Raw genomic sequence first — 23,935 nt, forward strand, 5'->3', positions numbered from 1 at the left:
GAGGCGGTCGCGCTTTTTGTGTGTTGTTTGCTCGTCATTTTCTGCTGATCGTTTATGTGCTGTTTCTTGTAGGGGATCGCCGCATGAACGGAACGGAGGGCAAGTCCTACGATTTTGCAGGCATTGCCCTCCGTATCGAGTTCAGTCCTTATGAAAATAGTTGCGGCAGGGTATAAAACCTTTTTTATCTATTCTGTCCACGTCAACACCAGTCAGGCTAGCTATGCCCGATAATAGGAAACGTCCGAGTGTTGCAGTTTGATCCAGGTGCTGCTCCCTTCCTGCGGCTTGCTGCGATAGCACAACGTCATAAGTGTCGGGAGATGAAGGATTATAAATGTACAGCATATAGAGGCAACCGCATCCAGCGGAAACCAGATGAAGACACTACCAATCAAGAATACGCCGGCCAGAAAAGCATGTATCTCGATATTTCTATAACTTGCATACAGCACCGGTTGCTGCGGTACAAGGCCGACAAAAGGAAAACGGAAGGAGACGGACCATCGGCTTGCTAATGTAGGATGCATCCAATGAAGAGCCGTCCTTTTGAAGACGAACTGCAGCGCACGTACGACAGCCAGAACCAATACGCAGCTTCCGAATGGCTCACGGGTGAACAGGAACATCAGACATCCCGTAAGCAATAGTATGTAAGAGGCCTTCATCAAGGAAGAAATGCGAATTCTTTTTAACAAGGTATATTGATAGATGCTCGATTGATCCGTTAATTGTTTGGGATTCACTTTGCTTCTCTCCATGTTCAATCTTGTCTGATCCAGGCCGTATATTGAACAACCGCGGGAATATACAGCTACTTATGTTCGTGCAGCATGTCGATCATCATCTACCCGCAGCCTTAAATCTGTCTCGAAATCGTTTCTCCTGCATCTAAAATACTTGTACAATGAGAGAAGAACCAGTTTAAGAGGTAGAAAGTTGAGACATACTAGGACTAAAAAGCAAGAAGGTGGTATGGTAGATGGAAAGCCAAGAACAAGTCCAGTGCATCATATGCAGTCAATTGAAAAGGGATGGCATTCATATTTGCACCAGCTTTATATGTACCGACTGCGAGAGTGAGCTCGTCCGTACGGACGTGCTAGATGATAAATATTCGTTTTTTATCAAGCAAATGCGTCAAATTGTATTGAAAAAGAACGCATAGTGCCCGCTTCTACTACAACAGCCTTCCTTCGAATAGGAAGGTTGTTTCATTTTTGATATAGTATTAGTATCATAGCGGTGAATGCCGGTTTGCGTCAACACGCACTTCACAAGAAGGGAAGGCACATAGCAGGATGAATCAACATCGGGCCCCCATTTACGAGAAATTGCAGGAATATGTGAAATCGAGTCCGGTGAGCTTCCATATCCCGGGACACAAACGCAGAGCATGGTCCCAAGAGGGATGGTTGAAGGACTGGTTTCTTGGAGATGTGACAGAAATTACGGGAATGGATGACCTGCATGCGCCTGAGGAAATGATAAAAGAAGCGGAAGAACTGGCCGCAGAATGCTTCGGTGCGGAACAAACGTTTTTTCTGGTTGGGGGAAGTACATCCGGGAACTTGGCGCTGATCCTGTCTGTTTGTCAACCAGGGGATGTGGTGTTAGTCGATCGACACGCCCATAAGTCGGTCCTGCACGGTCTGATGCTGGCTAGAGCGAAGGCTGTTTTCCTGCCTGTAGCGATAGATCCCATGAGTGGATTACCTATGGGCACGAGCCCGGCAATCCTTGCGAGGGCTCTGGAACGTTATCCGGTTGCGAAAGCCGTTGTGCTGACCTGTCCCAATTATTATGGCATTGGCCCGGATATCGAGGCAATTGCCTCGCTGTCTAGGAATGCTTCCATTCCGCTTTTGATTGATGAAGCACACGGAGTACATTTCGGCTTCCACGAAAAACTGCCGATGTCTGCCATTCGGCAAGGAGCAGATGCTGTTGTGCAGTCGGCTCACAAAATGGGAGGCGGACTGACTATGGGAGGATTCCTGCACTTGCGCGGGGATCGCGTTGATCCAGCTAGAGTGCGCCAATGCTTGTCCATGGTACAGACCTCAAGTCCTTCCTATCCTATTCTCGCCTCGCTTGACGCATTTCGCAAGCATTGGGCCGCAGATGGAAGCAGAATGATTCAACAAGGGCTCGACGCCGTACTTAGCTTCCGACTGAGCATGCAAGCATTGCCCCGATTTGCCGTAACAGATATGGTGCAACATGCGCTGTTGCAGTCGGGAGATGCATGGAAGCGGAAAGTCGATCCATTCAAGCTATATATTTTTGATCGGACGGGGGAGCTGGACGGCTATACCCTGCAAGCACGGCTCGAGCAGCACAACTGCATGATCGAAATGGCTGATCCGCGTGGTGTGCTGCTGGTCTTCACATACGCGTCAACTAAGGAAGATGCGCAGCAGTTGTTCGGCGCATTTGGCAAATGCGCGGAAATCTCCTTAATCGACAGAGAGACGCGGCCAATTGGAAACGAGCAACAAGTTGGCATGGATGACGCAAAAAATGCACAGTCACTTTCAGACGGGGAAGGATGGAGCCCCAGTGAGTTAGAAAGCGCGTCAAGCATAAGCGATCCCGTCGACTTGGCAGACTGGCAACTCCCGTCCCAAACTGAGCTTGTTCCATTGGAACAGGCGAAGGGCAGAAAAATGGCTGAAATGATCATACCTTATCCCCCTGGCATTCCGTTGGTTTGCAAGGGAGAGAGGCTGACAGACCAATTATGGATGCAAGCGATCCGGCTTCGTGATGCAGGCGCGCGATTTCAAGGAACCGAGGACAGCAAGCTTGCCTCCGTGCGAGTTATCGTGGAAGGTTTACAGGAGATTGGAGAGAGACGATAGATGAACCATAATGGATTTATTACTTTTGAAGGCGGAGAAGGTTCAGGGAAGACCACTTTGATTCAGGCGGTTGCCCGGCACTTTGAGCTGAAGGGACAACGTGTAGTGGCCACGAGAGAACCTGGCGGGATTGACATTGCCGAACAAATCCGCGAGATTATTTTGAACCGGTCGAATACGGCGATGGACGGAAGGACTGAGGCGCTGCTTTATGCAGCGGCAAGGCGCCAGCATTGGGTGGAGCGAATCAAGCCTGCGCTGGAACGGGGCGAATTGGTGCTGTGCGACCGATTCATCGATAGTTCGTTGGCCTATCAAGGATACGCTCGCGGATTGGGTGTGGATGAAGTCTATGAGATTAACCAATTTGCCACCGAAGGAGTGCTGCCTTCTCTAACGCTTTGGTTGGATTTGGATCCCGAGGCAGGGCTTGCTCGCATCGCGAACAATGAACAGCGTGAAGTGAACCGGCTGGACTTGGAAAGGCTGGACTTCCATGAGCGCATTCGCCAGGGGTACCGCCTGCTTGCAGAACGATTTCCGGAAAGGATTTGCCGGATTCATGCCGATCAACCCGTAGAGCAGCTGAAGGACGAGGCAATAGCGCTTATCGAAAAAAAATGGAACGGGCCAATTGTCGAGAGATAAAGAACCTATCATCTTTGTCCGACATATTGTATAATGAATGATACATGAAAATACTATATATTATGCGCATGTAAACGCATTCATTATTTTCGTGTAACTGATGATATGATTAAGGGAGGGCTCACTATGAAACTGGTGATTGCGGTAGTGCAAGACAAGGACAGCAACCGGTTGGCAAACGCCCTGGTGAAGGAAGGCTTCCGCGCAACGAAGCTGGCCAGCACCGGCGGTTTTTTGAAGGCGGGCAATACGACCTTTATGATCGGGATTGAGGATGAATGCATTCCTGAAGTCATGAAAACGATCAAGGCCAACTGTCAAGTACGCGATCAGTTAGTAACGCCGGTTTCACCAATGGGGGGCACGACCGATTCCTATATTCCGTTTCCGGTCGAGGTACAAGTGGGAGGCGCCGCTGTATTTGTGCTTCCTGTAGAGCGATTTGAGCATTTTTGACAACAGCGTTAAGTATTACGCCTATTGCAGGCTAAGCGGGCAAGGAGTAGATTGCAGTGAAGATTAACCCTGGTTGGCGTTCGACGATTAACGAGCTTAAGCGGACGGAGCAAGCATTGTCGCAGACGAGCAGTCCAAGAGGCTTTTCCGATATGATGCAGCAGCAGCAGGAACGGGCAACGGAGGAACAGCTAAAGCGCAGGATTGAGGAAATTCGCCAACAGGGAGAGCGGCTGGCCAAGTCGATGACGGTTCGCGAGCTGCGAGCATATAAAACCATGATCCGCGCCTTCTTGGAGGAAACTGCCCGCCGCGGCGTTCACTTGAAGGAAACCCGCGGTTGGGACAGACGCGGCCGTGGCAAGCGCTATCGCATTCTAGAGGATATCGACAGGCATCTGCTGGAGCTGGCTGACGATATGCTGGAGCGGGAAGAAGGCCAGGTTGATCTGTTGAGACGCATCGGGGAAATTCAAGGACTATTGATTAATGTATTTTTCTAAGCAATAGAACGGAGTCGAAATCATGGCTTTTCAACATGTATATGGGCAACAGCAAGCCAAGAAGATGCTGCTCACGGCCTTGAATCGGGATTCGTTGTCGCATGCCTACCTCTTCGCAGGACCACGAGGAACAGGCAAGAAGGCGATGGCATTAGCCCTGGCTCAGGCCGTGATGTGTTTATCCCGGCTGGAGGACGGCGATGCATGCGGCCACTGCGTCGAGTGCCGCAAGGTAGAGCATATGAATCATCCGAATGTGCTGTGGGTGGAGCCGGATGGGGCCTCCGTCAAGATTGCGCAGATCCGTCAGCTGCAGCAAGATCTGGCCTACCAGGCATCGCGCGGTCAGCGCAAAGTATATATGATCGGACAAGCTGAGCGAATGACGGCTGAAGCTGCCAACAGCCTGCTCAAATTTCTGGAGGAGCCGTTCTCGCCAACATTGGCCGTCCTGCTGACCGATCATGTGCAAGCCTTGCTCCCAACCATCCTGTCCAGAGTTCAGCTTGTTCCCTTCGTTCCGTTAGCGAAGGAAGCGATGCTTGAAGCGATGCTTGCTGAAGGGGCAGATCCTGTTCTCAGCCGTGCAGCCGTTCATGTAACTTCCGGCTTGGAAGCGGCGAGGACAATTATCCAATTAAATGCGTTTGCAGAAATTAGAAACCTAGTGATACAATTAGGGCAGGAGTGTCTGACGCACTGGGCATCTGCTCAGCTGACTATTCATCAGAAGGTGTTGAAGCCTCCGGTTGCGGAGCAGTTAGATCTCTTTTTAGACTTACTCACCTTATGGTTTAAGGATATGATTCAGTATCAGCTTGGCCGCAAGGAACAGGCGGTGTTTCCAGACCAGGAAGCATGGCTGGCCAAACAAGCATTTTTGCGCGGACCCGATCAATGGGTGGCTTGTATGGAAGCCGCTGTCGATGCGAAAAAGCGGATTCGCGCGAATGTGAATCCGGCCTTGGCATTGGAGCAGCTGGCTGTCCGCGTTCAGGGGGGGTAGCATGTATTCGGTTGTAGGCGTAAGATTTAAGAAAGCAGGCAAAATATATTATTTCGATCCGATCGAATTGCCGATAGAGCAAGAACACCACGTCATTGTCGAGACAGCCAGAGGGATTGAATATGGTCGCGTTGTGATCGGGAAGAAGCTGGTGGACGATGCGGATGTCGTTCTTCCTCTGAAGAAAGTAATCCGTATTGCGGACCAGAAGGATGCTGACGTGGTGGAGCAGAACAAGAAGGCGGCAGGAGATGCCTTCCAAATCTGTTTGGAGAAGATCAAGCAGCACAAGCTGGAAATGAAGCTGGTCGATGTAGAGTACACATTCGATCGCAACAAAGTGATCTTCTACTTTACTGCTGACGGCCGTGTGGATTTCCGGGAATTGGTCAAGGATCTGGCCAGCGTATTTCGGACACGCATTGAACTTCGGCAAATCGGAGTCAGGGATGAAGCGAAGATGCTTGGCGGCATCGGTCCCTGCGGTAGAACCTTATGCTGTTCCACTTGGCTCGGCGATTTCGAGCCGGTCTCCATCAAGATGGCGAAGGATCAGAATTTGTCCCTGAATCCGACCAAGATCTCAGGACTTTGCGGGCGCCTCATGTGCTGTCTGAAGTACGAGCACGATAATTACGAAAGCGCCAAGGAAGAATGGCCTGAAGTTGGAAGCTCCGTCATGACAACAGATGGGGAAGGCCGCGTGACTGCACTGATTGTGGAAGAACGTCTCGTGCAGGTCAAGAACAAGGAAACCGGCAAGACAAAGAGATATTCACTGGATGATGTAGCATTGCAAGTATAGCGTGCAGGAGAAGGCAATTTCATCAGGTCCAAACATTCCGGGTCAGCCACGATTTGCAAGTTGCGGTATGGTTAGGCGAAATCGCTGGTTATGAAGTTGCCTTGGCAGTGCAAATCTAAGAATAGCCGTGGTTGCTTGGGGTGAAAGTGTGGAGAGAAACGAAGAGCTGTACAGACAAGTGCATGAACTGGAAGATCGCATGAATGAAGCACTCGGGGAAATTGGCCAGGTCAAAAAGAATGTCATCCTTCTGCTCGAAGAGAACAAGCGTCTGGCCATTGAAAATCAACAGCTTCGGAAGCTGTTGAAGCATGACGCGCACCAGGCTGACAAAGTCGGGGAGGCGCAGCATCCGAAGGAAGAGGAAGCGCAAACGGCTGTTCCCACTCCGGGAGAAGGTTATGACAACCTGGCTAGGCTGTACCACGAAGGTTTCCACATCTGCAATGTGTATTACGGTCATTTGCGGACAGAAGGCGACTGCTTGTTCTGTTTGTCATTTCTGAATAAATAAGGTGAGAAGCCGCAGGGACGCGATTCCTGCGGCTTTCGGATTTCCAAAGGAGGATAGGCAATCGGCGTGATACAGGCTCAACCACCATTGCGTTCTGGGGAAAGGCTCGATGATCTGCTAACCCATCAACTGCGCATTATTCAAAGCAAGCAAGTATTCAGTTTTTCCATGGATGCGGTATTGCTCGCACGATTTTGCAAGGTGCCGGCCAAAGGCCGCATTCTGGATCTTTGTTCAGGGAACGGAGTCATTCCCCTTCTGCTTTCTACAAGGACGAAAGCCCGAATTACCGGCGTAGAGCTTCAAGAAAAGCTGTGGGATATGGCCCGCAGGAGTGTGGAGTGGAACAAGCTGCAGGAGCAAATCGAAATGGTATGTGCGGATGTGCGAGACTATTATAAAACAACGGGCTACGGAACATTCGATCTGGTCACGATGAATCCGCCGTATATGCGGCCCGTAACAGGGGAAGCCAATGTGAATCCGCATGTGGCTGCGGCACGACATGAGCTGAACGGGGGGCTGCATGAGCTGATCGCTGCCTGTGCGCGTCACTTGAAATCAGGGGGGAAAGCCAGCATCGTGCATCGCCCGGGACGGTTGGCCGACATTATGGAAGCCATGCGAAGCGTTCGCTTGGAGCCGAAGCGCATCCGATTCGTCCATCCGCGTGTAGGGGAAGAAGCCAACATGGTTCTGGTGGAAGCGACTCGGGATGGGAAACCGGATATTCGGCTTCTTCCGCCAGTCATCGTATACGGAGAGGACGGACAGTATACGAAGGAACTATGGGATATATATTATGGAGAACAATCGTCGCTTACAGGAGGGGAGAATCCATGACAGGCATTCAAAGAAGCTTTGATGCAACGCGCCAGGAAGGAGCACTCTATGTAGTTGCGACACCTATTGGCAATTTGGAGGACATGACGTACCGGGCTGTGCGGATGCTGAAGGAAGCGGATTGGATCGCGGCGGAGGATACGCGTCAAACGCGCAAGCTGCTGACACATTTCGAAATCGAGGGCAAATTGGTAAGCTACCATGAACATAATCGCGAAGCAAGCGGCAAGGAACTCGTCAGGCGCATGGCTGCAGGAGAGGTGGTAGCCTTGGTAAGCGATGCCGGGCTTCCGGCCATCTCCGACCCGGGACACGATCTGGTGCGCAAAGCACTGGACCAGCACATCAAGGTTATACCGATCCCTGGAGCGAATGCGGCATTGACCGCCTTGGTCGCTTCCGGATTGCCTACGGGCGAATTCAGCTTCTATGGATTCTTTCCAAGGGAGAAGAAACAGGCGGAACAGCTCTTGCAAAGGACACAGCACTATCCGGGAACGGCCATTTTCTATGAATCGCCCTACAGAGTGAAGCAAATGCTTGTACGTATTTATCAAAGCTGGGGGAACCGCCAAGCTGTACTCGCCAGGGAGCTGACCAAAAAATTCGAAGAATTCGCCAGAGGTTCGCTGGAAGAACTGCTTGTCTGGGTAGAGGAGAAGCCGCCGCAGGGCGAATATTGCGTGCTGGTTGAAGGCTGGAAGGAAGGGGATTCGGCTGCATGGTCAACAGCTTCTGAGCCAGAGTGGAAAAGCTGGTCCGTGGCGGAGCATGTGGCCAGGTACGAGGAGCAGGGATTGTCCCGCAAAGATGCCATGAAGAAGGCGGCAGGGGAGCGGGGAGTCACCAAGCGCGACATATACCGAGAGCTGTTGGAGCAGCTTCCTGAATAGGCAGGCCGCAAGTGCCGGCCAACATTTCGGGTGATATTCGGCGGCGCAGCGTATTCGTAACATCGCCAACAACCATGCTATAATGAATAGGGATACACGGACAAGGATATTCCTAGACTGGATGAAAGGGACCCCATTCAATAAAAAAAAGTCCCCGTTCAACGCTCTATACACGCAGATCGGGGATGATAAGGAGATATGAAAAGGTTAGAATTAACAATAGTTCTAATGCTATTATATACTATATTTATTCGTTTGTCATGGAATTATATAAATCTATTAATTCCTTGACAACTTCCTTGCTGATCATCTTGCCTTTGAAGTAGATCAGCTCTTCTGCATTGCCGGAGAAGATACAAGCAGGCTCATATTTTTTCAAAATAATGCGCTCGCCATCCACATAAATTTCCAATGCGTCCTTCTCGCCAATGCCCAGCGTACGACGAAGCTCGATAGGAATAACAACGCGTCCCAGTTCGTCTACTTTTCTTACAATACCAGTTGATTTTAACATAGATTACAGACTCCTCTCTATTTGTCATGATTCTCGTCATGATTCGACATAAGATTTAAGTTAATGATACCAACGATTCCCAAAACAGTCAAACCAAATTGACGCGCGCGAATTTTTATATTTTCTTAAAATACATAAAAATTTCACCATATTTTTGTGAAAATTCAAAGCAATTTTGCGACTGGGCGACAGGTAAATTGATGAAAAAAATGTCAGTGGAAAATCTACACCCTTCGACAAAGTATTCAAATTCAGGCAGAAATGTGTCGAAATATGTTCAAAGTTCAAAGGAGGCTAGCGTTGTGTCGAAACCTATGCCGGAAGAAAAAGTTTTCAAGGACCCTGTACACAAGTACATCTATGTGATGGACAGCATCATATGGGAGCTCATCAACACGAAAGAGTTCCAACGCTTGCGCCGCATCCGTCAGCTGGGCACTTCCTTTTATACATTTCATGGTGCCGAGCATAGCCGATTTTCCCATTCTCTTGGGGTCTATGAAATTACCAGGAAGATCATTTCCCAATTTGAACGCAGGCAGGACCCGGATTGGCCCAAGGATCAACGATTGATCTGCTTGTGCGCGGCGCTGCTGCACGATGTCGGCCATGGCCCGTTCTCGCATTCCATAGAGCCTGTATTTCATGTGCATCATGAAGAATGGACCTGCCGCATTATATTGGGAGATACAGAAATCAATCGCGTGCTTCGACAAGTTTCGGCTGACTTTCCGGGTAAGGTGGCGGCAATCATTGAGAAAAAGTATCAGCCGGAAATTGCAGTCAGCCTGATCTCCAGTCAAATGGATGCAGATCGCATGGACTATTTGCTCCGGGATGCCTATTTCACCGGTGTTAATTACGGCACGTTTGATCTGGAACGAATACTGCGCGTGATGCGCCCTTATCAGAATAAGATCATCATTAAGGAAAGCGGCATGCACGCGGTGGAAGACTATTTGATGGCTCGTTACCAAATGTACTGGCAGGTGTACTTCCACCCAGTCACGCGTAGCTCGGAAATTGTTCTGCGGAAGATTTTCCGCAGAGCGAAGCAGCTCCATCAAGAAGCCTACGCGTTTCGTTTCATGCTTCCCCCCTTGGAGCGACTGCTCGCACAGACTCTGACGATTGATGATTACCTGGAGCTCGATGAATCGCTGGTCCAGTTAGCCTTCATGCAATGGACGAAAGAGGAAGACCCGATTTTGCGCGACTTGTGCGAACGGTTCCTTCATCGCCGTCTGTTCAAGTACAGCATCTTGGAGCAAATCGACCATGAAGAAATTGCGCGAATGGAGCAGAAGCTGCGTGAGCGCGGTCTCGATCCCGATTATTATATGGAGATCGATTTTCCCGCTGACCTTCCTTACGATGTATATCGTCCGGGGCAAATTGGCGACAAGCCGCCCATACTTATCTTAAATGAAAGAGGGCAGCTCATCGAAATTTCACGTAAATCCGACATCATTCGTTCCATTAGCGGTGTTCAGCTGGGTACGCATCATTTGTATTATCCTGAAGAACTTCTATATAATAGATAAACCAAAACAAATATTTTGAAACAGGAGTTTATTACGATGTTATTTGACACCCATGCACATTTGGATTCAGCCAAGTTTGAAGAAGAGCGCGAAGCGATGATCGAACGTGCCCGGGACAATGGCGTAGACTATATCGTTAATGTCGGATTCAATCGGGAAACGATCCCGACCACAATGGCGCTGGCGGAGCAATATGAATGGATATACGCCGCTGTCGGCTGGCACCCCCAGGATGCCATTACGATGCAGGAAGGGGATCTGGCCTGGATTGAGTCGCTGACCGCGCACCCCAAGGTAGTGGCAATTGGAGAAATCGGGTTGGATTATTATTGGGATACCTCGCCCAAGGATGTTCAACAGCAGGTATTCCGCGAGCAGATTCGCCTTGCGCGCAAGCTGAAGCTGCCGATTATCATCCATAATCGGGACGCACATCAAGATGTGGTCAACATTCTCCAGGAGGAAAATGCGGCTGAAGTTGGCGGCATCATGCATTGCTTCTCCGGCAGTTGGGAAATTGCGAAGCGCTGTCTCGACATGAACTTCCATATTTCGTTCGGCGGGCCCATTACGTTCAAGAATGCCAAACAGCCGAAAGAAGTGCTTGCCCAAGTACCGCTTGACCGTCTACTCATCGAAACGGATTGCCCCTATTTGACGCCGCATCCATTCCGCGGGAAGCGAAATGAATCGGCATATGTGCGCTATGTGGCAGAAGCGGCGGCGGAAATTAAAGGCTTGGAAATTGAAGAATTAGCCTCTATTACCACACGAAATGCGCTGAAATTGTTTTCCATTCCTTTACAAAAGGACGAAAACGAGAGATAAATCGTGGGAGTGGCCGAGAAATACTCGCTATAGGACAAGACCGATCGATAAACGCCAATGTAAGCGTTTTTCATCGGTTTTTTTTCATTTGCATGTTCTTTACATCCCTATTCATAGCGCGTAAACTCTCTGTAGAACGTAAGAAGTGCCAATTTCCAGAAATCGCTAAGTTTCCTTCCAAGGGAAACGGGGGACCCAACCATTCGGGGTGAATTTTGCGGACAATATCTTGCGGAGCGATCCGGGGAAAAAGTTGCAAATAGGGTGAACTCTGACCCGAACCCGACAGCTAACCTCGTCAGCGTTTTTAGAGAGCAACCATTTTATCTCGGATTTTTTCAAGACGAAAAAGCCGCGGCAGGGGTTTCCTCTTCACCGGCTTTTTTTTGTAGGTGTAGAAAAAAGACAAAATCCTGTACTGTCATACACCGGGTCCTGCAGAAGTTTTCGGTTTATGCTTCGGAGCATGGCCTCACTTCCGTGGGTTCAGGAATTTGGGATAATTGTACACCCTTCCGCATAGAGTGTGTGGAGGAGGTGAACAAGCTGGGAAATTGGCCAATCTCAGGTCATTTAAGCTTTCTTGCAAATCCAGAAAGCAGGAAGACCATGAAGGAGGACCGATTCACATGGGGGCAAAGCAGCAAACCACCCAGGATAGGCAACCATCCGGCATGTCCATCGCTTTAAGCTGGATCCAAGCACATAAAAAAATCGTCGGCTTGGGCTGCGGACTCTTGGCCATATTGGTACTGGCCACAGGATTGGCTTGGCAAGGGCTCCAAGAGAAGCAGGTAACGCTGATCGTCGACGGGGAGCCCAAGCAGGTGGATACCCGCCAATCAGATGTTATGTCATTGCTGGAAGAACAGAGGGTCGAATTAGGAGAAGAAGATTGGGTGTCTGTCTCGCTAGACGAGAGCATACGAGACGGGGACACGATTGAGGTCAGACACGCTGTAGAGGTCGAAGTAACTGTTGACGGCGTTACAGAGCGTCGCGTGACGACAGCGGATACCGTACAGGCAGCGCTGCGGGAATGGGAGATTGCTCTGGGTACGGAAGATCGGGTTGTGCCGTCCCTGCAGGCTAAGGTAAAAGCAGAGATGGATGTATCCGTTGTTCGCGTGAAGACGGTGCTGGAAGAGATTGAGGAAGTAGTGCCGCACGAAGTCGTTACCGAGCAGGACAACAATTTGCTGAAGGGCAAGGAACGGATTGTGCAAGAAGGTCAAGACGGTCTTGTGGTGAAGAAGGTCAAGCAGGTATGGGAAGACGGCCAACTGGTTTCGTCCGAGGTTGTCGAAGAGAACATCAAGCAACAACCTGAGAATCAGGTAGTGGCTTTAGGAACGCGCAATCCGGTAGCTGTCTTGTCCGCGACCTCTCCGGATGTGCAGACTGTAACGAAAGACGGCGTCACCTTTGGCGTGAAGAAGATACTGGAGAACGTAACTCTGACAGCCTATGATGCGGGTGTTGGCTCCACGGGCAAGAGCGAGGAGCATCCGAATTACGGGATTACGTATACGGGCACAACGGTAAGCGAAGGCCGAACAGCTGCAGTCGATCCGGATGTCATTCCACTTGGCTGGTGGTTCTACATTGAGGGGTTTGGATTCCGCAAGGCGGAGGATACCGGCAGCGCGATCAAAGGCAATAAGGTCGATGTTTATGTCGAGAGTGAGGCTGAAGCCAATGCATTCGGCCGTAAAAAAGGCCATACCGTGTATATTATTGGTCCGAATCCCCCTGATCTGAAATAGCAGGTGGGTCAGAGACGAATATCGATGAAAAGCGGTCGAACGTGTTACAATACTAAGAAGAGGCAGACACCTCTTCTTTTTTCTTTGGCATCTGGCCTGCGGAAGCAATCGGCAAACGCATCGAAGCTTCACGTTGCTTTCGTGGGTAATTGAGTGGCGGGGGAAGCTATCCATGATCAAGGAAATTATTGTGGTGGAAGGCAAGGACGATACAACTGCCATTCGCCGCGCGGTGAAGGCGGAGACGATAGAAACAGGGGGCTCGGCACTTTCCGAAGAAGTGATTGAGCGGATTCGATTGGCGCAAGCTCGGCGCGGTGTTATCATTTTTACCGACCCGGATTTTGCCGGGGATCGCATACGCAAGATCATTAGTCAGAAGGTGCCGGGGTGCAAGCACGCATTCATTGATGTGGAAGCAGCTACATACAAGGACGACATCGGCGTGGAAAATGCTTCCGACGAAGATATTCGCCGTGCCTTGCAGCTCGTGAAGACAGAAGCTCCCCCTGAAGAAGGAGAAATAGAATGGAATGATCTGCTCGACGCGGGACTGATCGTCCATCCGCAGGCCGCCGAAAGGCGGCGATTGCTGGGCAAGGCGCTCCATATCGGTTACTGCAACGGCAAGCAGCTGTACAAACGCTGCAGAATGTTTGCCATCAGCAAGGAAGAATTTCGGACGGCGCTGGTCGCCATGGAACAGGCATTCGCCCGCGGACATGCAGTTGAGGAGGCAGAGCAATCGCCATGACGGATAAAATCGCGGTGCCAAGCCGAACCCGGGAGGTTCTGGCGAAGTATGGCATCTCGGCCAAGAAGAGTCTTGGCCAAAATTTTTTGACCGACGGCAATATCTTGCGACGTATCGTAGATGCGGCGCAATTGAACAAGAGCAAGGGGGCCCTAGAAATCGGTCCGGGAATCGGCGCCTTGACCCAATACCTGGCGGATGAAGCGGGCACTGTAGTTGCCCTGGAGATCGACCAGAGGCTGCTGCCGGTGTTGGACGAGACTGTGGGGCAGCAGGATCATGTCAAGGTCATGCATGGCGATGTGCTGAAGGAGGATTTGCATGCATTGTTTGCCGAGCATTTCCACAATGTTGAAGCCGTAAGCGTTGTGGCCAATCTTCCGTACTACATCACAACGCCGATTGTAATGAGGCTGCTGGAAGAGGAGCTTCCGCTGGAACATATCGTGATCATGATCCAGCGGGAAGTTGCTGACAGGATGACCGCAAGCCCCGGGGGCAAGGAATACGGAAGCCTGAGCATCGCGGTCCAATACTATTGCGAGGCAGAGCTTGTAGCCGTTGTGCCGCGCACCGTGTTTGTGCCTCAGCCGAATATTGATTCGGCTGTCATACGCTTGACGCGCCGCAGCAGGCCTCCTGTTGAAGTGGCAGATGCACAGCGATTTTTTGCAACCGTGCGCGCGGCGTTTACCCAGAGGCGCAAGACGATCTACAACAACCTGCGCGCGGCGTTTCCCGAGGCAGCGGGGGTGCACGATATGCGTGAGGTGCTGCTGTCCTGCGGAATCGAACCGTCCCGCAGGGCCGAGACACTGAGCATGGAGGAATTTGCTCGTCTAAGCGAGCGGCTTGGCGTCCTTAGCGGCAAGCAGGAGTAGGCAGGTGTACCGGACTATACACCAAAAACCCATATCCGCCATAGGATGAATCCTATGGAGGGGATGTTATGTGGAAGGTAGGGACGTATGTCACGCGCAAGTCGTACGGGAATGACATGATCTTCCGTATTGAATCGATAAATCAGGAGATGGCTATCTTAAGAGGTGTCGATTATCGGTTAATGGCAGACGCGCCGTTGGAGGATCTGAGCGAGGCGGAGGAGCCGCTCCATTCCGACAAGTCCGAAGTGCCCGATATGCAGAAGCGCGAGTGCCAAAAAATCATTGAAGAAACGAAGCGTCGATACATGCCTTTTTTTCGTTCTGCGGGAACGCCTGAGGACAAAGAGACCTTCTCCTATTTTGAAGTGCCGGGCAAAGTGCTGCATCTTGACGGCGATCCCGCATACTTGCGCAAAAGCATGGACTTATACAAGCATTATCAAGTGCCGGCAGAGGGCCACTATGTGCAGGAATCGTCCATGGCCGATTTGCTGTATCGGCTGCTGCCGGAATCGAGGCCAGACATTGTTGTCATCACCGGTCATGACGGCATCTTCAAAGACAGCAGGGGAGAGAACCTTTACCATCTGTCCAGCTACAAAAACTCGCGTCATTTCGTACGTGCCATTCGCGCATGCCGGGAATATGAGCGCAACCGCGATGTGCTGACAATCGTCGCCGGTGCGTGCCAATCGCATTTTGAAGCGCTGCTTAAGGCAGGAGCGAATTTCGCCAGCTCGCCGGCCCGCATCTTGATTCATGCGTTGGACCCGGTCCAGGTGGCGGCGAGAATATCCTACACGTCCATTAAGGAGACAATTACCATGATGGACGTATTTGACAAAACTGTGAGCGGGGTCAAGGGGATCGGGGGAATTGAATCCAAGGGGAGTTACCGGGTAGGGATCCCTAATTTTAAACATATGCAATAAAATTAAGGAATCCATGCGAATACCGTTGACAATCCTTAAGTGCTGTTGATATAATATAGAGCTTGTTTGACAAAATGCCGCCTCTGATGTATAATAAGCTAGGAAAGAGGTGGTACTTGACAATGGCCAACAATTCGTTATTGGAGATCAAACGAAGCCTCGAACCCCACGTCGGGGCAAAAGTATTGCTTCGGGCAAACGGCGGTCGCCGCAAGACCATTGAACGGACCGGCGTTTTGGAGGAAACCTACCCGTCCGTATTTATCGTCAAGCTGGATCAAGAGCAGCACGCCTTCAAGCGGGTTTCATACAGCTATGCGGACATCTTGACTGAATCCGTGGAAGTGACGGTTTGCAACGACGAAGGACAAGTTCGAATCGAGTACTTGCAGCAATAGCATCACACAGCAAACAGTCCCTGATTCGGGGGCTGTTTTTTTTATCTGTCAAGCATACCCGGTCTCATGCGCCTGGCTTGCTGGGAAGAACCAATTTTCCTCTATCGGGTTTCGTTTACAGCCAGACAGCGGATTTGGGTGTATAGTTGTGGAGCAACAACCGCATACTATTCATGAGGCAGAATCATACTTTTTCGGTGAGGGGGCTTGTACGTGATGGCACGAAGAAGAAGCGTCATGAGCGAATCCTTGAAATACGAACTGGCCAGAGACCTCGGTTTTTACGATAAAGTGCAGCGTGAGGGCTGGGGCGGCATCACCACCAAGGATGCGGGCAATATGGTGAAGCGCGCCATCCAGATGGCCGAGCAGAACATCAGGCGCTAAGCCAGACCGCATGGGCGAATACCCGACGGCTCGATCTTTCGAGCCGTTTTTGTTTTTTCGCAATTTACCAATGCTTTTGTTATAGTAAATAGAGTCATACTTTGGAACGGGCGATGGGAAGGGGTGGAGTGGAAGCATGAAAGTGTTCGAAAAAGCGCCAGCCAAGATCAATCTGTCCCTGGATGTCTTGTATAAGCGGGAGGACGGCTTCCATGAAGTCGAGATGGTGATGGCCATGGTCGATTTGGCGGACCGATTGGAAATGGAGGCTATTCCGCGCGACACGATTATGATCTCCAGTCAGGCGGGGTACATCCCGCTGGATGAGAAGAACCTGGCTTTCAAGGCAGCGAAGCTGCTGAAGGAGCGGTGCGGAGTCAGACAGGGCGTTTACATACATTTGGACAAGCATATCCCGGTGGCGGCGGGGCTGGCGGGCGGCAGCAGTGATGCAGCAGCGGCACTCCGCGGCTTGAACCGCCTGTGGGATCTCGGACTGTCCCAGACTGAACTGCAGCAGCTTGGCGAAGAGCTTGGGTCCGATGTTCCATATTGCATTGCAGGCGGAACGGTGCTGGCTACAGGCAGGGGAGAGAAGCTCCAGCCGCTTCCTCCGCTTCCTCCATGCTGGGTTGTGATTGCCAAACCGCCTATCAATGTGTCCACGGCAGATGTATATGGCAGGCTTCGAGCGGATCAGATCGAAAATCATCCGCCAACCGGACGAATGGTGGAAGGGTTGCGCAACCAAGACTGGTTAGCAATTTGCGGAGCGCTCGGCAATGTGTTGGAGGAAGTAACCTTCCAGCTGCATCCGGAAGTGCGGAGAATCAAGGAAACCATGCTGCGGTTAGGGGCGGATGGCGCGTTGATGTCGGGCAGCGGTCCTACGGTTTTTGCACTGGCGGCTAAATCATCGAGAGCGCGAAGAATCTATAACGGGTTGAAAGGCTTTTGCAAAGAAGTGTATGTGGTAAGAATCCTCACATAGAGTTGACTCAGCCCCCTTGCTTAAAACCGTATAAAAATGGTATATTGGCTATATATTATTCGGATTTAGGGGGTTGAGAGACGGATGAAAAAAGTAAAACGCAGTTCAAGATTGGTTGAAATGACGCAATATTTATTGCAGCGCCCCCATGTACTCATACCGCTTACCACATTTGCTGAACGATATAACTCTGCGAAATCATCCATAAGCGAGGATCTAACCATTATCAAGGAAGTGTTCCAGGATGAAGGCCTGGGGGAACTGCAAACACTGGCAGGCGCCGCCGGCGGCGTGAAATATATCCCGAAATCGCCGAAAGCCGCATCGCTCGACATGATGGGCCGCATCTGCGCGCAGCTGCAGGAACCGGAACGCATCCTGCCAGGCGGTTACTTGTATATGTCGGACCTTCTCGGCCAACCGAGCATTGTCGATGAGATTGGGAAGATGTTTGCAAGCGCCTTCGCTGGAGTCGAACTGGATTGTGTCATGACCGTCGAGACGAAAGGCATTCCCATTGCCTATGCGACTGCAGGTTACTTGAATCTGCCGGTTGTGATTGTCCGCCGCGACAACAAAGTGACGGAGGGGTCCGCGGTCAGCATCAATTACGTGTCCGGATCGACCAAGCGCATTCAGACGATGTCGCTGGCCAGACGCGCCCTCAAGGAAGAATCCAACGTGCTCATCATTGATGACTTTATGAAAGCAGGGGGAACCATAGCCGGCATGGTTGACCTATTGCGAGAATTCAAGGCGACGGTGAAGGGCGTTGGCGTCTTTGTGGAATCCGATGAAGACGTAACCGATCACTTGGTGGAAGAGTATGTATCCTTGGCTGTCCTTACTGGCGTGGATACACGAAATCGGCACATTATTGTCAGGCCGGGAAACTATTTTGAAGGAGTGGAAAAGGAACAATGACCATGAAACCTATTCACAGCGATCAGGCTCCAGCGGCAATCGGACCGTATTCCCAAGCGATTGCCGTCGGCGATCTGCTTTTTACATCCGGACAAATCCCAATCGATCCCGCAACAGGAGAAGTAGTGGAGGGCGGTGTCGCGGAGCAAACACATCAGGTATTTCAGAATTTGCAAGCTGTTTTGGCTGCAGCAGGATGCACATTTGATGATGTGATTAAAGCGACGGTATTCATTAAGAACATGGAGCAGTTCGCCGAGATCAATCGCGTGTATGCTTCCTACTTTGGCGAGCATAAGCCGGCAAGATCCACTGTAGAAGTGGCCCGATTGCCGAAAGATGTGCTTGTCGAAATTGAGCTAATCGCCAAGAAACTTGTCGAAAATTGAGGAATAACTATCAACATTAAAAAAAAGTCTAAAAATTTACGAAAAAAAAGAAGGATTAGACCCTAATATGTGGAATTATACAGCAAGCTTTTGAATCGAAAAGGTGGTGACATAAAGTGCAAATTACCGATGTGAGACTCCGCCGCGTGAATTCGGACGGAAGAATGAAAGCTATTGCTTCCATTACGATCGACAATGAGTTTGTCGTTCACGACATTCGCGTCATTGACGGAAACAACGGCATGTTTGTAGCCATGCCAAGCAAGAGAACGCCTGACGGCGAATTTCGTGACATCGCGCATCCGATTTCTTCCGCGACACGTGAGAAAATTCAAAGCGCTGTTTTGCAGGAGTACGAGAACGCCGCTTCGGAAGAATCCGAAGTGATGGAAGAAGGAGCTTAGTTTTCATTTCATTACGCATTTATCGGGTTGTCAGCCTTCGGCATACAACCCCATTTTTTTGTCCATTCACAAGTTGCACATAGTGGGGAGAAGGCTCGGAGAACCCGTGAAGAGGTTCTCTTTTCTTTTGCCTGAAAGTAAGCTATAGTCATAACTGACAAACGATATACGGGAGGATGCTGAATGAACGTATATGGTCTCGTTCTGGCTGCAGGCCAGGGCAAGCGAATGAAATCGAAGCTCTACAAAGTGCTGCACCCGGTATGCGGGGTTCCGATGGTAGGGCATGTCGTCAACTTGCTGGAATCCATGCAGACAGCCCAAAACATTGTCATTGTCGGACACGGAGCGGAAGCGGTCCAGGCTTATTTGGGCGATCGGGTTAGCTACGCCCTGCAAGCGGAACAACTGGGTACCGGCCATGCCGTCCAGCAGGCAGCTTCGCTTCTGGCGGACAAGGAAGGCATAACCGTCGTGATTTGCGGAGATACACCGCTCATTACGAAAGAATCGCTGGATGAAATGATCGCTCGCCATCAGCAACGCGGGGCCTCTGCGACGATTCTGAGCGCGCAATTGCCGGATCCGACCGGGTACGGACGCATTATCCGCGGCAAGGACGAGTCGGTCCTGCGCATCGTGGAGCAGAAAGACTGTTCGCCTGAGGAAGCTGCGATTTGTGAAATCAACACAGGCACTTATTGCTTTGACAACCGCAAGCTGTTCGAGATGCTGCCCAAGCTGACCAACCAGAATGCGCAGGGTGAATATTACTTGACGGACGTCATCGGCCTCCTGCAGCAGGCTGGCGAAAAGGTAGAAGCTTACTGCCTGAAGGATGCCGCAGAAGCGACCGGCGTCAACGACCGCATTGCATTGGCTGAAGTAGAGCGGGCCATGCGTCAGCGAATCATCGAGGAACATATGCGCAAAGGTGTCACCGTTATCGATCCTGCAAATACTTATATCGGACCGGACGTGGAGATCGGAGCAGATACCATACTGTATCCTGGCGTGCACCTGACGGGCCAGACCGTGATTGGCGAGGACTGCGAAATCGGCCCGAACTGCCAAATTGACCAAAGCCGGATAGAGGCAGGCGTGCACATTACGCAATCCGTGCTTAAGCAGGCTGAGGTGCAGACGGGGGCCTCCATTGGACCGTTTGCCTACCTGCGTCCGGGCGCCCAGATTGGACCGCAAGCAAAGATCGGAGATTTCGTCGAAGTGAAGAACGCCCGTATTGGCGCAGGCAGCAAAGTGTCCCACCTGAGCTATGTGGGTGACGCAGACATCGGCCAGGATGTGAATGTGGGCTGCGGGGCCATAACGGTCAATTACGACGGATTCGCCAAGCATCGTACGATTGTAGAGGACGGTGCGTTCGTTGGCAGCAACGTGAACCTGATTGCTCCTGTGCATGTGGGCAAGGGAGCCTACGTCGTGGCAGGCTCAACGATTACACATGATGTGGATGCTGGCGATCTTGCGATTGCTCGCGAGCGCCAGACGAATAAGCCCGGTTACGCAGCCAAGCTGAAATCCAGAATACAATCCCGCAATCAATCTCAGAACTAATAGGAGGAACCCGCTCAATGCCTTATTCGGATCCCAAGCTCAAGCTCTTGGCATGCAACTCGAACCCCAAGCTGGCAGAAGAAATCGCCGTGGCGATTGGCGTGCCGCTGGGGGAGTCCAGGGTGATGCGCTTCAGCGACGGGGAAATTCATATGCAGCTGGACGAAAGCGTTCGTGGAGCCAGCGTATTCGTCATCCAGTCAACCAGTTATCCGGTTAATGAAAATCTGATGGAGCTGCTGATCATGGTCGATGCGTTGAAACGGGCGTCGGCCAAAACGATTAATGTAGTCATCCCGTACTACGGCTATGCCAGACAGGATCGGAAAGCTCGTTCGCGCGACCCGATCACCGCAAAGCTGGTAGCCAATCTCATCGAGACGGCGGGCGCACATCGCGTCGTTACGATGGACCTGCATGCCACGCAAATTCAGGGCTTCTTCGACATCCCGGTGGACCAGCTGCTGGGTGTGCCCATTTTGGGCCAGTATTTCAAGGAAAAGAACCTGGAGGACATAGTCGTCGTATCTCCCGACCATGGCGGTGTCGTGCGTGCCCGCAAGCTGGCTGACTACTTGGCTGCGCCGCTCGCCATTATCGACAAGCGAAGACCGGAACCGAATGTAAGCGAAGTCATGAACATCATCGGGGATATTGAGGGCAAAACCGCGATCATCATCGACGACATTATCGACACGGCCGGCACGATCACTTTGGCCGCGCATGCCATGATGAAGGAAGGCGTGAAGGAGGTATATGCTTGCTGCACGCATCCCGTCTTGTCCGGACCGGCTATGCAGCGCATAGATGATTCGCCTATTAAGGAAGTTGTGGTGACGAATACGATTCCGCTTCATCATGAGAGCGTCTCGCCCAAGATCAAGTCGCTGTCTGTAGCGCCGTTAATTGGGGAAGCCATCGTGCGAATCTATGAGGAGCTGTCTATCAGCAAGCTGTTTGAAACATAAATGACTAAAAACCTCCAGAGATGGATACAGTAAGAACATGAACCCAATCTGGAGGGGGAAGACGAATGAACGCGATCAAAGTGGACGAGCGTGCAAAAGCAACCCAATCCGAGTTGAAGCAACTGCGTCAAGCGGGCAAGATTCCTGGCGTTGTCTATGGCAAGAACCGGGCGTCCGAGGCGATTGCCGTGGATGCCAAGGAATTGATGCGCCTGCTGCGCCAAGGGGGCGGCGGCGTCCTGGACATGGAGATGCCGGACGACCAGGTCAAGCCTGTCATGATTACCGAAATACAGCGTGATACGGTGAATGGCCATATTCTCCATATTGACTTCAGGCAAGTCAATATGGAAGAGCCGGTGCGCACCAAGGTAAGGCTGAACTATATCGGAACTCCTCAAGGGGTCAGCGAGGGCGGACTGCAGCAAATCCAGGAGCATGAGGTGGAGATCTCATGCAAGCCGAAGGATATTCCGGCATCAATCGAAGTGGATATCAGCCGTCTGCAGATCGGACAATCCGTAACCATAGGGGAGATATCTCCGCCGCCCGGCGTCGAAATTCTTGCTGAACCGGCGGATGTGCTGGTTACCATTTTGGAGCAGCAGAAGGTGGACGAGGAGCCGGCAGATAAAGGGAATGCCGACCCTGAGGCTTACGATGGTGTCGGACAGCGTGCTGAGAAAGCGTAGAGCAATGTGAACAAAAAGAAAAGGGCGGAATCGAAGTGATGCTTCGATTCCGCCCTTTTTCCTAGGTATGACGCTTATGAGAGGAAGAATTCGTCCATTCAGGAGGGGCCTTTGCTTTCACCGCAAACCGCAAGGTATAATCATTAATACCCGGGTCTGGAGATAAAAGTGAAGTGCTCCCGCATGTAAATCATGCGCTGAATCCGAACAAACTTTTCAGAGAATTCGTCAATAAATCCAATATCTTGATGCGTATCCTGCCAATAAACCTGAATGGGTACAGAATGATCAATGTGATCGCGAAAATGGTGGTCCTTTGTCAAAGCTTCGCCATTGTGATACATACGTTATCCTCACCCTCATTCATTAAGGTTTTCACTCTATAGGACAACCGAGGCGCGAAATTTCGTTGCATGCATTTGACAAAATTAACCGCACATTTTGAAGGGAGCTTGCGTAAAATATGAAATGGTTTGTCGGCTTGGGCAATCCAGGCGCTAAATATGCCAATACCCGTCATAATGTCGGGTTTATGGCATTAGACCGATTTGCCCAAGAACAGGGAATATCCATCACAAAAAGCCAAGGGAAGGCAGAAATCGGCGAAGGCATGATTCGCGGCCAAAAGGTCGTGCTGATCAAACCGATGACCTATATGAATTTGTCCGGCGAAGCCGTGCGGGCCTATATGCAGTTTTATAAAGCAGACCCGGCTGATATGATCGTACTGTACGATGACCTGGATACAGAGATTGGGAAAATTCGTTTGCGCTATCAAGGCAGCGCGGGCGGGCACAACGGCATCAAATCGATCATCCAGCATATAGGCAGCCAGACATTCGACCGGATTCGCATCGGCATCTCCCGGCCGCCGGCGGGATATGACATTGCCGATTATGTGCTGTCGCCGTTTCCGAAGGCACAGGCCGAGCTGCTTGATCAGGCGCTAGAGCGGAGCTGCGAAGCGATGCTTCACGCTCTTGAGCATCCGTTTGATCGCACGATGGCCCAATTCAATGGCAAGTAACCGATCAAGTCGAATTTCCGGACCAACATCCGGCTAATCTCTCTTCCTGCTGGTTATACTAGAGGTATCGAACCAGACAGGGAGGCATACACATGGCAGTGACTTATCTATGTCGGCATTGCGGATCGAAGCTTGGCGAGATCAATCGAACCGATATACAAGAAGCCCAGCTAGGGTTTCATTTCTTGACCCCTGATGAGCGCAGAGATATAATAGCGTATAATCAAAATGGCGATGTGACCGTGAAAGTAACGTGTGATTACTGCAGCCAAGCATTGGAGGCCAATCCGGAGCTGGCTTTGCTCCACAATCCGCTGCAGTAGCAGATAAGTATGCCGTGCAAGCCTGGGCAAATTCGCGCCGAGGCTTTTTAGACTGGATGAGATACCCGGATGAAATACAGGAGCCCGCGAGTAGGGTACC

At 51.1% G+C, this 23,935-nt stretch carries 30 protein-coding genes and 1 riboswitch; of the genes, 27 read left to right on the forward strand and 3 right to left on the reverse strand.

Annotated elements, in window-relative coordinates; genetic code table 11:
- Nucleotides 1-221: 221 nt before the first annotated feature.
- On the reverse strand, nucleotides 222-746 hold the full coding sequence (locus XYCOK13_RS00380; RefSeq protein WP_213409861.1) for a hypothetical protein: 525 nt from the start codon (nucleotides 744-746) through the stop codon (nucleotides 222-224).
- Between the two features lie 236 nt (nucleotides 747-982).
- Between XYCOK13_RS00380 and XYCOK13_RS00385 the strand changes: the two genes are divergently transcribed.
- The 10 genes from XYCOK13_RS00385 (at nucleotide 983) to rsmI (ending at nucleotide 8,532) form a co-directional block, all read left to right on the forward strand.
- A complete protein-coding gene (locus XYCOK13_RS00385; RefSeq protein WP_213409862.1) occupies nucleotides 983-1,168 on the forward strand; it encodes a sigma factor G inhibitor Gin in 186 nt (61 codons plus the stop codon).
- Between the two features lie 133 nt (nucleotides 1,169-1,301).
- On the forward strand, nucleotides 1,302-2,864 hold the full coding sequence (locus XYCOK13_RS00390) for an aminotransferase class I/II-fold pyridoxal phosphate-dependent enzyme (RefSeq protein WP_213409863.1): 1,563 nt from the start codon (nucleotides 1,302-1,304) through the stop codon (nucleotides 2,862-2,864).
- Nucleotides 2,865-3,512 (forward strand): dTMP kinase, encoded by a 648-nt coding sequence (gene tmk, locus XYCOK13_RS00395; protein ID WP_213409864.1) that lies wholly within the window; start codon nucleotides 2,865-2,867, stop codon nucleotides 3,510-3,512.
- A 126-nt stretch (nucleotides 3,513-3,638) separates the two neighbouring features.
- Nucleotides 3,639-3,968 (forward strand): cyclic di-AMP receptor DarA, encoded by a 330-nt coding sequence (gene darA, locus XYCOK13_RS00400; RefSeq protein ID WP_213409865.1) that lies wholly within the window; start codon nucleotides 3,639-3,641, stop codon nucleotides 3,966-3,968.
- Between the two features lie 56 nt (nucleotides 3,969-4,024).
- Nucleotides 4,025-4,471 (forward strand): YaaR family protein, encoded by a 447-nt coding sequence (locus XYCOK13_RS00405; protein WP_213409866.1) that lies wholly within the window; start codon nucleotides 4,025-4,027, stop codon nucleotides 4,469-4,471.
- Between the two features lie 22 nt (nucleotides 4,472-4,493).
- Nucleotides 4,494-5,477 carry a DNA polymerase III subunit delta' gene (gene holB / locus XYCOK13_RS00410; RefSeq protein ID WP_213409867.1) on the forward strand — a complete coding sequence of 328 codons (984 nt, stop codon included), beginning with the start codon at nucleotides 4,494-4,496 and terminating at the stop codon, nucleotides 5,475-5,477.
- 1 nt (nucleotide 5,478) lies between these two features.
- Complete coding sequence (locus tag XYCOK13_RS00415; RefSeq protein ID WP_213409868.1) at nucleotides 5,479-6,282, forward strand: PSP1 domain-containing protein; 804 nt, start codon at nucleotides 5,479-5,481, stop codon at nucleotides 6,280-6,282.
- A 148-nt stretch (nucleotides 6,283-6,430) separates the two neighbouring features.
- Nucleotides 6,431-6,796, forward strand: a complete 366-nt coding sequence (yabA, locus tag XYCOK13_RS00420; RefSeq protein ID WP_280520862.1) for a DNA replication initiation control protein YabA — start codon at nucleotides 6,431-6,433, stop codon at nucleotides 6,794-6,796.
- A gap of 60 nt (nucleotides 6,797-6,856) precedes the next feature.
- Entirely contained in the window at nucleotides 6,857-7,639 is a 783-nt protein-coding gene (locus XYCOK13_RS00425; protein ID WP_373314287.1) for a tRNA1(Val) (adenine(37)-N6)-methyltransferase, read from the forward strand.
- Nucleotides 7,636-8,532: a 16S rRNA (cytidine(1402)-2'-O)-methyltransferase gene (rsmI, locus tag XYCOK13_RS00430; protein WP_213409869.1), complete on the forward strand. Its 897-nt coding sequence runs from the start codon at nucleotides 7,636-7,638 to the stop codon at nucleotides 8,530-8,532. Before XYCOK13_RS00425 ends, rsmI begins: the two co-directional genes overlap by 4 nt.
- A gap of 247 nt (nucleotides 8,533-8,779) precedes the next feature.
- On the opposite strand, the gene XYCOK13_RS00435 is transcribed toward rsmI, so the two are convergent.
- A complete protein-coding gene (locus XYCOK13_RS00435; RefSeq protein ID WP_213409870.1) occupies nucleotides 8,780-9,046 on the reverse strand; it encodes an AbrB/MazE/SpoVT family DNA-binding domain-containing protein in 267 nt (88 codons plus the stop codon).
- Between the two features lie 302 nt (nucleotides 9,047-9,348).
- On the opposite strand from XYCOK13_RS00435, the gene XYCOK13_RS00440 reads away from it, so the two are divergent.
- The 15 genes from XYCOK13_RS00440 to XYCOK13_RS00510 all read left to right on the forward strand — a co-directional run bounded on the left by XYCOK13_RS00440 (nucleotide 9,349) and on the right by XYCOK13_RS00510 (nucleotide 22,485).
- Nucleotides 9,349-10,590 (forward strand): HD domain-containing protein, encoded by a 1,242-nt coding sequence (locus XYCOK13_RS00440; RefSeq protein ID WP_213409871.1) that lies wholly within the window; start codon nucleotides 9,349-9,351, stop codon nucleotides 10,588-10,590.
- A 36-nt stretch (nucleotides 10,591-10,626) separates the two neighbouring features.
- Complete coding sequence (locus tag XYCOK13_RS00445) at nucleotides 10,627-11,418, forward strand: TatD family hydrolase (RefSeq protein WP_213409872.1); 792 nt, start codon at nucleotides 10,627-10,629, stop codon at nucleotides 11,416-11,418.
- A gap of 153 nt (nucleotides 11,419-11,571) precedes the next feature.
- Nucleotides 11,572-11,738, forward strand: a riboswitch (cyclic di-AMP (ydaO/yuaA leader).
- A gap of 309 nt (nucleotides 11,739-12,047) precedes the next feature.
- Nucleotides 12,048-13,184, forward strand: coding sequence for a resuscitation-promoting factor (locus tag XYCOK13_RS00450; protein ID WP_213409873.1), 1,137 nt, complete (start codon nucleotides 12,048-12,050; stop codon nucleotides 13,182-13,184).
- Nucleotides 13,185-13,356: 172 nt separating this feature from the next.
- Nucleotides 13,357-13,938 carry a ribonuclease M5 gene (gene rnmV / locus XYCOK13_RS00455; protein ID WP_213409874.1) on the forward strand — a complete coding sequence of 194 codons (582 nt, stop codon included), beginning with the start codon at nucleotides 13,357-13,359 and terminating at the stop codon, nucleotides 13,936-13,938.
- A complete protein-coding gene (rsmA, locus tag XYCOK13_RS00460) occupies nucleotides 13,935-14,819 on the forward strand; it encodes a 16S rRNA (adenine(1518)-N(6)/adenine(1519)-N(6))-dimethyltransferase RsmA (protein ID WP_213409875.1) in 885 nt (294 codons plus the stop codon). Before rnmV ends, rsmA begins: the two co-directional genes overlap by 4 nt.
- Before the next feature lie 68 nt (nucleotides 14,820-14,887).
- Nucleotides 14,888-15,754 carry a sporulation peptidase YabG gene (gene yabG, locus XYCOK13_RS00465; protein ID WP_213409876.1) on the forward strand — a complete coding sequence of 289 codons (867 nt, stop codon included), beginning with the start codon at nucleotides 14,888-14,890 and terminating at the stop codon, nucleotides 15,752-15,754.
- A 122-nt stretch (nucleotides 15,755-15,876) separates the two neighbouring features.
- The gene (gene veg, locus XYCOK13_RS00470; RefSeq protein ID WP_213409877.1) at nucleotides 15,877-16,152 is read left to right on the forward strand and encodes a biofilm formation stimulator Veg; all 276 of its coding nucleotides are present in this window, start codon (nucleotides 15,877-15,879) and stop codon (nucleotides 16,150-16,152) included.
- Between the two features lie 216 nt (nucleotides 16,153-16,368).
- Nucleotides 16,369-16,539, forward strand: coding sequence for a small, acid-soluble spore protein, alpha/beta type (locus XYCOK13_RS00475; RefSeq protein WP_213409878.1), 171 nt, complete (start codon nucleotides 16,369-16,371; stop codon nucleotides 16,537-16,539).
- Between the two features lie 136 nt (nucleotides 16,540-16,675).
- Nucleotides 16,676-17,530 carry a 4-(cytidine 5'-diphospho)-2-C-methyl-D-erythritol kinase gene (gene ispE / locus XYCOK13_RS00480; RefSeq protein WP_213409879.1) on the forward strand — a complete coding sequence of 285 codons (855 nt, stop codon included), beginning with the start codon at nucleotides 16,676-16,678 and terminating at the stop codon, nucleotides 17,528-17,530.
- Nucleotides 17,531-17,614: 84 nt separating this feature from the next.
- On the forward strand, nucleotides 17,615-18,454 hold the full coding sequence (gene purR, locus XYCOK13_RS00485; protein ID WP_213409880.1) for a pur operon repressor: 840 nt from the start codon (nucleotides 17,615-17,617) through the stop codon (nucleotides 18,452-18,454).
- Nucleotides 18,451-18,843 (forward strand): RidA family protein, encoded by a 393-nt coding sequence (locus XYCOK13_RS00490; RefSeq protein WP_213409881.1) that lies wholly within the window; start codon nucleotides 18,451-18,453, stop codon nucleotides 18,841-18,843. Before purR ends, XYCOK13_RS00490 begins: the two co-directional genes overlap by 4 nt.
- A 116-nt stretch (nucleotides 18,844-18,959) precedes the next feature.
- Nucleotides 18,960-19,247, forward strand: a complete 288-nt coding sequence (gene spoVG, locus XYCOK13_RS00495; RefSeq protein WP_213409882.1) for a septation regulator SpoVG — start codon at nucleotides 18,960-18,962, stop codon at nucleotides 19,245-19,247.
- Between the two features lie 183 nt (nucleotides 19,248-19,430).
- Nucleotides 19,431-20,825, forward strand: a complete 1,395-nt coding sequence (glmU, locus tag XYCOK13_RS00500) for a bifunctional UDP-N-acetylglucosamine diphosphorylase/glucosamine-1-phosphate N-acetyltransferase GlmU (RefSeq protein WP_213409883.1) — start codon at nucleotides 19,431-19,433, stop codon at nucleotides 20,823-20,825.
- Between the two features lie 17 nt (nucleotides 20,826-20,842).
- A complete protein-coding gene (locus XYCOK13_RS00505; RefSeq protein ID WP_213409884.1) occupies nucleotides 20,843-21,793 on the forward strand; it encodes a ribose-phosphate diphosphokinase in 951 nt (316 codons plus the stop codon).
- A gap of 65 nt (nucleotides 21,794-21,858) precedes the next feature.
- Nucleotides 21,859-22,485, forward strand: coding sequence for a 50S ribosomal protein L25 (locus XYCOK13_RS00510; RefSeq protein ID WP_213409885.1), 627 nt, complete (start codon nucleotides 21,859-21,861; stop codon nucleotides 22,483-22,485).
- A gap of 143 nt (nucleotides 22,486-22,628) precedes the next feature.
- Here the strand turns inward: XYCOK13_RS00510 and XYCOK13_RS00515 are convergent, their stop codons facing one another.
- A complete protein-coding gene (locus tag XYCOK13_RS00515) occupies nucleotides 22,629-22,829 on the reverse strand; it encodes a hypothetical protein (protein ID WP_213409886.1) in 201 nt (66 codons plus the stop codon).
- Between the two features lie 119 nt (nucleotides 22,830-22,948).
- On the opposite strand from XYCOK13_RS00515, the gene pth reads away from it, so the two are divergent.
- Nucleotides 22,949-23,512 (forward strand): aminoacyl-tRNA hydrolase, encoded by a 564-nt coding sequence (pth, locus tag XYCOK13_RS00520; protein ID WP_213409887.1) that lies wholly within the window; start codon nucleotides 22,949-22,951, stop codon nucleotides 23,510-23,512.
- 92 nt (nucleotides 23,513-23,604) lie between these two features.
- On the forward strand, nucleotides 23,605-23,835 hold the full coding sequence (fin, locus tag XYCOK13_RS00525; protein WP_213409888.1) for an anti-sigma-F factor Fin: 231 nt from the start codon (nucleotides 23,605-23,607) through the stop codon (nucleotides 23,833-23,835).
- Nucleotides 23,836-23,935: the final 100 nt, after the last annotated feature.

Origin of the sequence: Xylanibacillus composti (assembly GCF_018403685.1) — a bacterium.
Lineage (GTDB): Bacteria > Bacillota > Bacilli > Paenibacillales > K13 > Xylanibacillus > Xylanibacillus composti.